12 protein-coding genes are annotated in these 11,396 nt (G+C 59.3%); 2 read left to right on the top strand and 10 right to left on the bottom strand.

Features of this window, described 5'->3' with window-relative positions:
- Nucleotides 1-88: 88 nt before the first annotated feature.
- Both N687_RS21235 and N687_RS0113785 read right to left on the bottom strand, forming a co-directional pair.
- A complete protein-coding gene (locus tag N687_RS21235) occupies nt 89-1,099 on the bottom strand; it encodes a hypothetical protein (protein WP_029422404.1) in 1,011 nt (336 codons plus the stop codon).
- Entirely contained in the window at nt 1,086-1,658 is a 573-nt protein-coding gene (locus N687_RS0113785) for an RNA polymerase sigma factor (RefSeq protein WP_029422403.1), read from the bottom strand. Before N687_RS0113785 ends, N687_RS21235 begins: the two co-directional genes overlap by 14 nt.
- Before the next feature lie 373 nt (nt 1,659-2,031).
- On the opposite strand from N687_RS0113785, the gene N687_RS23980 reads away from it, so the two are divergent.
- Together N687_RS23980 and N687_RS0113770 are read left to right on the top strand one after the other, a co-directional pair.
- Nucleotides 2,032-2,583, top strand: a complete 552-nt coding sequence (locus N687_RS23980) for a PilZ domain-containing protein (protein ID WP_156040154.1) — start codon at nt 2,032-2,034, stop codon at nt 2,581-2,583.
- A gap of 258 nt (nt 2,584-2,841) precedes the next feature.
- Nucleotides 2,842-3,729 (top strand): R2-like ligand-binding oxidase, encoded by an 888-nt coding sequence (locus N687_RS0113770; protein WP_029422401.1) that lies wholly within the window; start codon nt 2,842-2,844, stop codon nt 3,727-3,729.
- Nucleotides 3,730-3,864: 135 nt separating this feature from the next.
- On the opposite strand, the gene N687_RS0113765 is transcribed toward N687_RS0113770, so the two are convergent.
- The 8 genes from N687_RS0113765 to N687_RS0113730 form a co-directional block, all read right to left on the bottom strand.
- Complete coding sequence (locus tag N687_RS0113765) at nt 3,865-4,902, bottom strand: zinc-dependent alcohol dehydrogenase family protein (RefSeq protein ID WP_029422400.1); 1,038 nt, start codon at nt 4,900-4,902, stop codon at nt 3,865-3,867.
- Nucleotides 4,903-5,150: 248 nt separating this feature from the next.
- Nucleotides 5,151-5,537, bottom strand: a complete 387-nt coding sequence (rbsD, locus tag N687_RS0113760) for a D-ribose pyranase (protein WP_029422399.1) — start codon at nt 5,535-5,537, stop codon at nt 5,151-5,153.
- Nucleotides 5,534-5,728 carry a hypothetical protein gene (locus tag N687_RS0113755; protein ID WP_029422398.1) on the bottom strand — a complete coding sequence of 65 codons (195 nt, stop codon included), beginning with the start codon at nt 5,726-5,728 and terminating at the stop codon, nt 5,534-5,536. The genes rbsD and N687_RS0113755 overlap by 4 nt, the downstream gene beginning before the upstream one ends.
- A 25-nt stretch (nt 5,729-5,753) precedes the next feature.
- On the bottom strand, nt 5,754-6,587 hold the full coding sequence (locus N687_RS0113750; protein WP_029422397.1) for an amidohydrolase family protein: 834 nt from the start codon (nt 6,585-6,587) through the stop codon (nt 5,754-5,756).
- Nucleotides 6,584-7,441, bottom strand: coding sequence for an SDR family NAD(P)-dependent oxidoreductase (locus tag N687_RS0113745; protein ID WP_231493482.1), 858 nt, complete (start codon nt 7,439-7,441; stop codon nt 6,584-6,586). The genes N687_RS0113750 and N687_RS0113745 overlap by 4 nt, the downstream gene beginning before the upstream one ends.
- Nucleotides 7,442-7,542: 101 nt before the next feature.
- A complete protein-coding gene (locus tag N687_RS0113740) occupies nt 7,543-8,568 on the bottom strand; it encodes an ABC transporter substrate-binding protein (RefSeq protein WP_029422395.1) in 1,026 nt (341 codons plus the stop codon).
- 48 nt (nt 8,569-8,616) lie between these two features.
- Nucleotides 8,617-9,606, bottom strand: a complete 990-nt coding sequence (locus N687_RS0113735; RefSeq protein ID WP_197029288.1) for an ABC transporter permease — start codon at nt 9,604-9,606, stop codon at nt 8,617-8,619.
- A gap of 8 nt (nt 9,607-9,614) precedes the next feature.
- Nucleotides 9,615-11,129: a sugar ABC transporter ATP-binding protein gene (locus tag N687_RS0113730; protein WP_029422393.1), complete on the bottom strand. Its 1,515-nt coding sequence runs from the start codon at nt 11,127-11,129 to the stop codon at nt 9,615-9,617.
- Nucleotides 11,130-11,396: the final 267 nt, after the last annotated feature.

Genomic DNA, 11,396 nt, shown 5'->3' with positions numbered 1-11,396 from the left:
GTTGGTCCATGGTGTCAATTGGGCGCGGCGGGTGGGGAGCCGCGCAGGGCTCCCGCGCCCGGTGAGCGGGACCAATGGTATCGACATTTCACTTGCTTGCCGGGATATCAACAGGTTGATTCACGGAAAGTGAAGTCACAACAATTTCGTTTGTGACCTGTCCCGCAGAACTAAACTCTTGCTCCTTCAAGAGAATCCCCGTTTCATTATCTACAACGGCTACAAACCGCACGGCGTCGTGTTTCTGTTCGAGATCGGAAGGCATCTGCCCACTGATCACCGTGGCGGAACGACCTAAGTAGGTCGTCTTTCCGTCGATATTCCATTTACTGTGATCTTTCAGGAATCCGAGTGCGAATGTCTGTGGAAACACCACATCATCCTGGACATTACTCATGATTGGGCTAGGTCTGAGCACGTAACCCGGTTTCCCGTTGATGAGAAGGTACCGAGAACTCAACGAATGAAGGGTCGTTTTGTCCTTATCGAAGTCTTGAGGAGCCCGATTCATTGGGGGGAGCGTGCCCTCCTGCCCTGAATTTCCGTCTTGAGTAAACACCTCCGTATGACCGTTGGTGTTGATGTGGACAACCGCCTTCTGATTCGGAAGGTCCAACTTGAAGTCGATGATCCTCTTCTGATGAATCGGTGAGAAGTTTTCATAGAAAGAACCCTCAACCGTTGAATAATAGTCGATGGCATTCACCATCTTTGTTTGGAGGGCCGTCTTTTCGTCATTTGGATACGATACAGCCTCGTGCACGATGTTCGTCACAGATGGCTGTTTCGGGGCATCCTTCGTGCCTTTCGATTGAACGTAACCCATCCAATCAGCCGATGGACTCATGGTTAAGGATGCGGTTAGATGCGGATTGACGAGCGAGGAATTCGGACGCTCTTCATGATGTATCCTCTGCACGACACCAACAGTAGCGGTTATCAGCAATGCTGCTCCAACAGCTCCGATGGGACGGGACCAACCGTATCGTGACTTTGCACGCGCAGCGACCCTCGTGAATTCTGTATGGAACTGGGGGACATCGAACGTATCCGCCATGTCGTGTAAAGTCCGTTTAATTTTCCGATCAAGGTCGTTCATCAAAACAAACAGCTCCCTTCAGTTCAGCTTCACGATCCATCTCCCTCAAACGACTCGCGATCAGTTTGCGTGCCTTGTGTAAACGAGACTTTACCGTGCCCTGACGCACACGGAGGATGCCGGATATTTCCTCAATGCTGAAATCATGAAAATAATGGAGTACAATCACCGCACGATATTCCGGTTTCATAGCTTGGATGGCCGCCCAAACCCGCTCCTTGTCCTCCCTTGTCATCACAATCTCGGACGGTGTCGGCTCCGAACTCATCGTGTCCTTAAACTCAAAGAAGTTCCTTCGCCTCCGAGCAGCGTTCAATGCTCTGTGAACGACAATCCTGTAGAACCAGGTAGCGAATGAAGCGGATTTCCGCGGCTCAAAGCGCCGGATATTCTGAAACACCTCCACGAGTGCGTCCTGCACCGCGTCCTGGGCTGCATGACGGTCATGAATGATCAGCACAGCCGTTCGATAGGCCATGGGTAAATGCGGCCGGATCAACGCATCAAAAGCGTCAGAATCCCCTTGCTTGCATCGTTCAATGAGTTCGAGTTCACGCACCCACGATCCCCCTTTCCGAGAGTGTTCACCATATATTCACTTCAATCGATGATTTGGTTCACGGGTCGTGTTTGCACGTTGGGTATAGAAGATCCAATACGAGGAAAATATCGACGCTTTGCGTGAACGGATGTGGATTCCCGTAGTTCATTAGAGTCATTAGAGGAAATTTCTCCCCGCCTGAGAATCCTCCTCTCAGAGGAGTGGGTGCGGAACCCCCAGAGACACACACGCACCGCGGTTCAATGGCCGGGCCCATGGCCGTCCACGATCCACTCCTCAGCGGAGTCCAAATATCGTGATCGCAGGCAAGGTGGTCCCCATGGGTGGGCGGCGACATCGGCCCTTACATCCGGCGGTTTCCTCTCCTTTAATGGATCGGCGACAGCACATTCGCGTCCCGGTGCATATCGAGGGCGTGTTCTGCGTCCATCCCCGTGCCGACCTCACGCCCGCGCACGACGGCATCCAAACTCCGCAACCCGATCTGACACACCGGACGGCCCCGACCCAGCAAGGCCCCCAGGCAAGCCAGTCCCCGTCCGGGTCCTCCTGGTTCCCGTGCGTGATCACCGACATCTCCCCAGGCGGTGCCCGCATGATCACCGAAGGCGCGCCCCGGACCCGTAACACCCGGATGAACGCCGAAGTGGTGCCCCGGACCCTTCCCCGTCAGAGGATCACCGAAACACCCTGCCCGGCCGGCGCTGAGACATTCACCCCGCCTGACACCGGCACCCTCCTCACCGTCCGCTTCCGGTTAGGCACGACCCACCAGCTCACCGCCCAGGTGGTGTGGGTTCAAGCCGTCGATGCCCGCCGCATCCTGGGCGTACAGTGGGTGCAGCTCAACGAGTCGGACGCGGAGCGATTGATGCTGGAGATCCTGCGGATCGCCGTGAATCGCCGCCGGATGCGGCGCTGACGCGATGGCGGGCCGCGTTACTGTCCCCGCTGCCAACCCCCGCCGAGCCGCATAGACCGACCGGCCGGTCTGCCTCTTGACGTCCGGCCAAAGTCCCTGTTAGTTTAAAGAAAATACCGATAATATCGATCCCGGTCGGAGGCCCCCACCACACGCCGCTGCCGTGCCGCAGATTCGCGCGGACACACCGTACAACAGCTTCCCCCCGCTCACCACCGCCCTGCCCCGCACCGGGAACCCCGAAGAGGAGGGCGCACCATGGCACGCGAGTTCGCCAGCACCAGCGCACGCGGGATCGACACCGGGAGCTTGCCGTATCGGTTGTTCCAGAAGGCGAAGCGGCTGGGGGTGTGGGATCCCCGCGGGATCGACTTCTCCCAAGACGTGGAGGATTGGCGGTCCCTCACCGCTGAGCAGCGGGAGGAGACCCTGCGCAGCGTCGCGCAGTTCCAGGCCGGCGAGGAGGCGGTCACGCTCGATCTCCTCCCGCTCATCCTGACCATCGCCCGGGAAGGCCGACTGGAGGAGGAGATGTTCCTCACCACCTTCCTCTTCGAAGAAGCCAAGCACACCGAGCTCTTCCGCCTGTTTCTCGACGCCGTCGGCGAAAAGGGCGATCTCACCGTCTTCCACACGCCCAACTACCGCCGCATCTTCTATGAGATTCTACCGGAGGCGATGCAGCGGCTGATTCACGATCCCTCCCCGGCCGCCCAAGCCCGCGCCTCCGCCGTGTACAACATGTACGTCGAGGGCGTGCTCGCCGAGACCGGGTATTTCTCCTTTCGGAACGGCCTCGGCCGCATCGGCAAGATGCCCGGGCTCCTGCAGGGCATCCAGTACATCGCCCGCGACGAGTCGCGCCACATCGGTTACGGGACCTATCTCCTGCATCGGCTCATCCGCCAGGATCCGGCGCTGTTCAATCTCGTCCGCGCCACCATGGACGAACTCAGCCAGTACCCCCTCAACGAGGGCCTGCCGCCGCGCGACGTGAACGCGTTCGGCGTGCCGATCCCGCTGATCCAGGACTACGCTGCCTCCCGCGTCCAGAACCGGCTCGAGGTGTTGGCGCGGGCGCTGACGCGATCGCCGGAAGAAGCGGTGGCGGTGACCGAGGCGGATTTGGGGATTGAGGAGGGGTGAACAGAAATCGAAACATCATCCAGCAGACGCGGTGGTAACGTCATTTTACTGAGGAGATCCCCCTGATGACTGCTTCAGGGGGATCTCCTCATCACATGCCTGCTTGTACCATGGCACGCCATTGTCATGGTGTGGTCACTGATACAGGATGACCTTCAGCGCTTTTTCTTTCGCGGCGTTTCCGAAAACGTCATACGCCTTCTCAATGTCAGACAGCGGAAAGCGGTGGGTGATGAGCTGTTTGGGGTCCAGTTTACCGGCGACCACGGTTTTGAGCAGCATTGGCGTCGAGTTGGTGTCCACCAACCCCGTGGTCAAGGTGATGTTGTGAATCCACAGTTTCTCCAGATGAAGTTCCACGCTCTTGCCGTGCACCCCCACGTTGGCGATGTGGCCGCCCGCTCCCACGATACCCTGGCAGATATCGAACGTGGCCGGAATTCCGACCGCTTCAATCGCGACATCCACGCCTTTGCCACCCGTCAGTTCCATCACCGCTTCCACGGGATTGCCGCGGGAACTGTTCACGGTCTTCGTGGCTCCAAACGTACGCGCCACTTCCAGCCGATTGTCATCCAAGTCGACCATGATGATTTCAGCGGGGGAATAAAACTGAGCTGTCAGCAGCGCCGCCAACCCCACGGGACCAGCGCCGACAATGGCCACTGTGTCTCCTGGCTGGACCTTCCCCTTCAGGACACCGACCTCAAAACCGGTCGGAAGGATGTCACTCAGCATCACGAGAGCTTCTTCATCGACGCCTCCCGGGATTGGATACAGACTGGTGTCCGCATGTGGAATGCGCACGTACTCGGCTTGCGTCCCATCAATGAGATGCCCGAGAATCCAACCGCCGTCTTCGCAGTGTGAGTACATACCCTTCTTGCAGTATTCACATTTCCCGCAGGATGTAACGCACGAAATCAGAACCCTGTCTCCAGCCTTGAAGTTGCGGACCCCACTCCCCACTTCTTCCACAATGCCGACACCTTCATGGCCAAGGATTCGCCCATCGACGACCGCTGGCACATCCCCTTTTAAGATGTGCAAATCCGTGCCGCAAATGGTGGTTTTCGTAACTCTGACGATCGCATCTGTGGGCGATTGAATGGTGGGCATGGGCCTGTCCGTCCATTCCTTGCGTCCAGGACCACGATACACAAGCGCTTTCACGCCAACATCCTCCCCTTGGTTTCAAATACTTCTCGAGTGTGCCATGTAGTATTGTTCCGTAACGTGACTGGGATCACCTGTAAAATAATACCATGTGTAACGGGCTGTGATTTGTCCGTCCCCGCCAGCACCACCTGACGGATATCGGCCCAGTGGGGCTGTACAATCGTCTCATCCAACGCATAGGGCGCCTCCCGTATGAGAGACGCCCTGTGCGTATCCAGGAAAACGGGTGGATGTTCGCACCATCACCCGGACACCACCAGGATGTTGGCGTATGGACATGCGTCGGCGGTCCGCACCACACCCTTCCCCGACTTGGCCAACGACTTCAACTCCAGATGGGACACGGTCTCCAACAGGATCCCCGGCAGCAAGGCCTCGAGCTCGCGTACGCGGCCCGGGCTGACCTCGCGCATCTCCTGGGTGATCACCACGCGATCGATGATGAACTCACCCGCGATGGCGCGAAGCACGTCGAGCACCGTCGGAATCCCGCTCACCAACGCCAGATCCACGCGCGTCTGTTCCTTTGGGACGGGAAATCCTTGATCACACACGGTGATGTAGTCCGTGTGCCCCATACTGGTCAACAGGTGCATGAGCGCCGGATTCAGAATGCCACTCTTTTTCATCGTCGGTCGTCGTCTCCCACTCGCCGCCGCTGCTCCAACGTGACGCGCTCTGTGAAAGAAAGCTGCGGACGTTTGAAGTAGAAGTGGGGGGTTTCGTGGAGAACGATCACGCTGACCAACTCCCACCCTTCATCCCCCAGTCGGTCCAGCAGCGCCGGATCCGTTTCGCAGCGGTACTGCCACCTATGCATAAGCCACTCCACTCCGCTCCGTCTGTCACTCCAGGCCGTAAAACCGAACCGCATTCCCGCCGAACACCTGCTCGAGCTCCGCCGAACTTAGCAACGGTGCCAGCAAGTCGAGCAGGGCGTCGTGCACCTGTTCATAACTGACCGCCTGCAGGCAAACCGGCCAGTCGCTGCCGAACATCACGCGGTCCGGCCCGAACGCGTTCACCACGTGTTCGACATAAGGCCGAAGGTCGTCGGTCGTCCAGGATTTCCAGTCCGCCTCGGTGACCATGCCAGACAACTTGCACATCACATTGGGAAACCGGGCCACCTCGTCCATCCAAGACCGCCAGGGTTCCATCTCGCCGGTGCGGATGGGCGGCTTCGCGAGGTGGTCCACCACGGCGCGCAGGTTCGGCCACCTCCTGAGCGCCTGGATCACATACGGCAGATGCCTGGGGAACACCAGAATGTCCAACGGAACGCCCGCCTCGCACAAGTGGCCGATGTTTTCCATCACCTGGTCACGGAGGATCCAGTCATCCTCAGGCAAGTCCTGCAACATGGGCCGCAGCCCGACCCATTTCGGATGGCTCGCAAATCGAGACAGCTGTTGCGCGAATTCCGGACTGTCGAGGTCCAACCATCCCACGACGCCAGCGACGGTCGGTTCGTGTTGCGCCAAATTCAGCAAGAACTCGGTCTCCTCCACCGTGGGCGCCGCCTGGACCACCACCGTTCGCTCCACCCCTCGAGCGCGCAAGTGAGGACGGAGGTGCTCTGGCAGGTAATCGCGGTACAGGATGCTGGCGTCGGACGTCAGCCAACCGTAATCCCCACGCTCCACCTTCCAGTAATGTTGATGCGCGTCCACCTTCACACCGCACCACCTGCCTCACCGAAGCGTGTAATTTTAACGAGGACGTGGTCTTCCATCTCGTCTGCAACCAACTCCGCCTTGGGACCCACACCGTAACCGATGGTCGCCCCGCCCTCCACCTGGATGGCTTGGCCCGTGATGAACGACGACTCATCGCTGGCCAAGAAGACCGCCACGCTTGCGATCTCCTCCGGCAGGGCCGTCCGGCCCAGGAGATGAGACTTATCTTGGCTCTCCCGCACATGCGTCGGATTGGGGTGTTGTGCGAACCAGCGCTCCAACAGAGGGGTCAAGACGCCAGCGGGGCAGATGGCGTTGACGCGTATCCCCTCGGGCGCGAGGTCCACCGCGGCGGATCGCGTCATCGCAATGACGGCGCCTTTGGTGGCACTGTAGACGACGTTGCGCTTCTGGCCGGCGAGCCCGGTCATGGAGCCCATGTTGATGATTTTGCCGCGCGTCTTCCGAAGGTGCGGCAGGGCATGTTTCATAAAGAGAAACACGCCCCGCGCGTTGATGTTCATCAGGCGGTCCCACTCTTCCACCTGAACATCTTCCATCGCCTTTGGAAGAATCACGCCCGCATTGTTGAACAAAATATCCAACCGGCCGAACTGCTTCACCGTGGTATGGATGGCCCGCTCGACGTCCGCCTCCTGAGCCACGTCCGCTTGGATCGGGATCGCCTGGCCCCCCAGTTCGAGGATTCGATCCGCCGTCTCCCGTGCGGCCGATACATCGATGTCGACCACCGCCACCAAAGCGCCCTCGCCGGCGAACATTCTGGCCGTGGCCCTCCCAATTCCACTTCCGCCACCCGTGACGATGGCAACCTGATCCTTCAATCTGTCCAACGCGATCGCCTCCACTGGTCTGCGTGTGTCAGCAGGCACAAGACCCTCTCATCGTGACCCGATCCCCGTCGAAGGCGCTCAGGTACAGGAACCGGAAAGGGTTATTTCTTTCCGAGCGGATAGAGCAACTTTTGAATCTCCGGGTCGTTCATGTTGTCTTTGGTCACCACGGTGGCACCGGTGTCGACGCGCTGATCGACCGTCTTCCCTTCCAGGTCCGCCACGGCCTCCTTCACGCCGTCATACCCAATCTTGTAAGGATTCTGCACAATCAGGGCCTGGATGGTTCCATCCTGCAGGGCTTGGATTTCCTTCGGTGCCGCATCGAATCCGATGATCAGGACCTTCCCCGCAAGTCCCCGCTCTTTCACGGCCTGTGCCGCCCCCAGCGCGCCCGGTTCGTTGGCGGCGAAGATGCCCGCGAGATTGGGGTGGCTGGTCAGAATGTCTTCGGTCACCGACAACGCTTTGTTGTAATCGCTCTGGGAATACTGGGTGGCCACCAAATGGAGGCCGGGGTACTTGCTGAGTTCATCCTTGAACCCCTGCTCACGCTGGTTGGACGTCGCCGCACCGGGGACGAACGGGATCAACGCCACATCCCCCTTGCCGCCGAGCAGCTTGTTCATCTCGTCGGCCGCCTCTGCAGCCGCGTGCACGTTGTCGGTCGCGACGAACGAATCCGATACCTGGGGATCCGTCCCAGAGTCAATCGTGATCACCTTGATGCCACTCTTCTGGGCCTGTTGCAGCACAGGCACGAGCGCCTTGGCGTCGGTGGCGGCCACCACCAGCGCATCGACGTGCTGGTTGATGAAGTCCTCGATCATGCTGATCTGGCCATTGATGTCCGTCTCCGCTGAGGTACCCTTCCACACGATGTTGACGTTGCCCAGGTCCTTCGCGGCCGCCTCAGCACCCGCGTGGACCGTCTCCCAATAGTCGAACCCAACGGCCTTGGGAATGACGGCGATCCGATACGTCTTGCCACTCGATGCCGCCGTGGCGTTGGTGCCGGAGTTGGTGGTGGCAGACGTCGAGTTGGACGGCGATCCCGCGGTCGTCCCGCACCCCGTCATGACCCCGATCACTGCGAAAGCTGCCATCGCAATGCCCATTCTCTTCATGAAATTGTCCCCCCCATGATCCGAAATCAAGAGATGCCTTGATATCCCCTATCGGTTGAGTACACGGCGCCGATAGCCATCCCAGGCCACCGCCACCCAGATGATGATGCCGATGATGACGTCCTGCCAGAAAGCGGAGATGTTCAGCAGGTCGGCCCCGTTGCGGATCAGCTCCATGAGGGCTGCGCCGATGATGGCTCCCAGCACGGTGCCCTCCCCGCCAAACAGGCTGGTCCCTCCGATCACGCACGCCGCGATCACGTCGAGCTCATAGCCAAGCCCCGCTGTCGGCTGTCCGGTGACGATGCGGGATGCTTGAATCACCCCCCCGAGGCCCGCAAGCAACCCTTGTATGGTGTAAATGCACACGAGGTATTTGGCAATCCGGATGCCCGACAGTCTTGCCGTTTCCGGGTTGCTGCCAATGGCGAACGCATACTGACCGAGGAGCGTACGGTTCAAGACAAACGTGCCAATCAGGGTGACCGCCGCCAAGAAGTAGACGGGCACGGGGATGCCGAGCACGTGACCGCCCCCCAGCCAATTGAATCCTTCCGGCACGTTGAAGATGGCGACGCCGCCGGTCAAAATCAAAGCGAACCCGCGGGCGACACTCATCATGCCGAGCGTCGCGATGAACGGTGGCAATTTGGTGGTGGTGATGAGAACACCATTGAGGCATCCGACGACGGCCCCGGCCAGGATCCCGGCGATCACGGACAACCAGATAGGCCAGTGCAGTTGTACCATCAGCAGGGTACTCAACACCCCGGCCAGCCCCACGACGGAACCGACGGACAGATCGATTCCGGCGGTGAGCATCACAAGCGTCTCGCCCACGGCGATGATGCCGATGATGCTCATCTGCAACAGGACGGTCAGCAGGTTCCGCACCGTCAGGAAGTATGGGGACAGAATCGACAGTACGATGCCGATCACGATGAGAAACAGGAACGGCGCCAGCCGTTCGGCTGCTCTCCGGAAGGTGCGTGAATACGGTTTCACCGGGACGGGTTGTGTGACCGCTTGCGGTTCCACGGACATCATCATCTCCCTGTCGTCTGAGTGGCTCTATATTGAGAGGCGTGGTAGATGAGTTTCTCGGGCGTGGCTTCCTCGCGAGCCAGCTCGGCGGTGACTCGCCCTTCGCACAGGACGATGAAACGGTCGCTCATGGCCAGGAGTTCCGGTAGATAAGAGGACGTCATGATGACGGTCTTTCCGGCCGCCGTCAGTTGATTGATGAGCTCATACACTTCCACCTTGGTCTGCACGTCGATGCCTCGGGTGGGCTCGTCGAGCAGATACACCTCGGCGCCCGTGGCAAGCCACTTGGCGAGCATGATTTTCTGTTGATTCCCTCCGCTCAGGATGTTGACGCGGTCGGTCAATCGGTGGACCTTGATGGACAGTTCGTCCACGTACTGTTGGGTGATCTGCTCGGCCTTTCTCAGGTTCGGCAAACCGAACCGAGAGATCCGGGCCAAGATGGGGAGTGTGAGATTGGTGGTAACATCCAGCCCGACGGCGAGACCGTTGCCTTTCCGATCCTCAGTCAGATAAGCGATGCCTGCCGAGATGGCGTCGCCGCAATGGCGAATCGACACCGGAGTCCCGTTCACGTACACCTGCCCGCCATCCATCGGGTCTGCACCGAAGATGGCGCGCATCAATTCGGTTCTCCCAGCCCCCATCAACCCGGCTAGGCCGAGCACTTCGCCACGGTACGCAGTGAAGCTGATGTCGTCCAACACGCCATGGCGCGTCAGATGCTCCACCCGCAACCCTTCCGCCCCCCGGGTGGTCTTGGCCTTGGGAAAGACGTCATGCACTTGCCGGCCCACCATCAGTTGAATCAACCGAGCCATATCGACCTCTTTCACCGGCACGGTCGCTACGGTTTCGCCATCGCGCATGACCGTCGCCCGATCGGCGATCTCCAAGACCTCTTCCAAGCGATGGGTGATGAAGATCACTGCGACACCACGTGTCTTGAGGTCGTTCAGCGCCTGAAAGAGCCGTTTGACCTCCGCATCGGTCAGAGCAGTCGTCGACTCGTCCATGATCAGGACCCGGGCGCCCGCCGATAACGCTTTCACGATGGCGACCATTTGTTGCTTGGCGATCCCGAGCTGACCGACGCGTTCATCGGGTCCGATGTCCGGCGCCAAATCCTTCAGAAACCCCGCCGTCCGCTGTCGCATCTCCCGTTTGTTGGGCAGCCAACCCAGACGGCCGGTCGGAACTTCCCTGCCCAGGAATACGTTTTCAGCCACCGTCAGATGAGGCGCCAATTGAAGCTCCTGATGGATCATGCTGATCCCGTGCGCGATGGCGCCGTGCGGCGTGGTGTATTCAACCCGTTCGCCATCGATCTCAATCGTCCCCGCGGTCTTTGAATAATCCCCGGCGAGCACCTTCATCAAGGACGATTTGCCGGCCCCGTTCTCTCCCAGCAGGGCGTGGATTTCGCCCGCCTGCACTTCCAGGTTCGCATGACGCAGGATAGACACACCACCGAACTGGACCGTGATCCCGGACATCTTCACCAGAGGTCTCATCCGCGTCCCTCCACACCAACATTGAGCGGTCACGACGACGAACGTTGAATCGATTATGTTAGCGATAACATTGTTATCTCACATATAGCACAACCCTCACGGCCGTTCAAGAGTTGATTGAACATTTCGTTGTATAGTTTCAGAGGCTTTCGGTGCTAAGTGAATGCGGGCTTCCGGGTAGCGTTCAGGTGCAGCATAACCCAAATCGTCCCAGGGCCCCACCCGCAAGAATTTATGTTATCATTAACACATCCAGTCTCGCGTTTC

The sequence above is a fragment of the Alicyclobacillus macrosporangiidus CPP55 genome (assembly GCF_000702485.1).
GTDB lineage: Bacteria > Bacillota > Bacilli > Alicyclobacillales > Alicyclobacillaceae > Alicyclobacillus_H > Alicyclobacillus_H macrosporangiidus_B.
The sequence above is the reverse complement of the archived record's forward strand: the minus strand, read 5'-3'. Positions and strand labels throughout refer to the sequence as shown.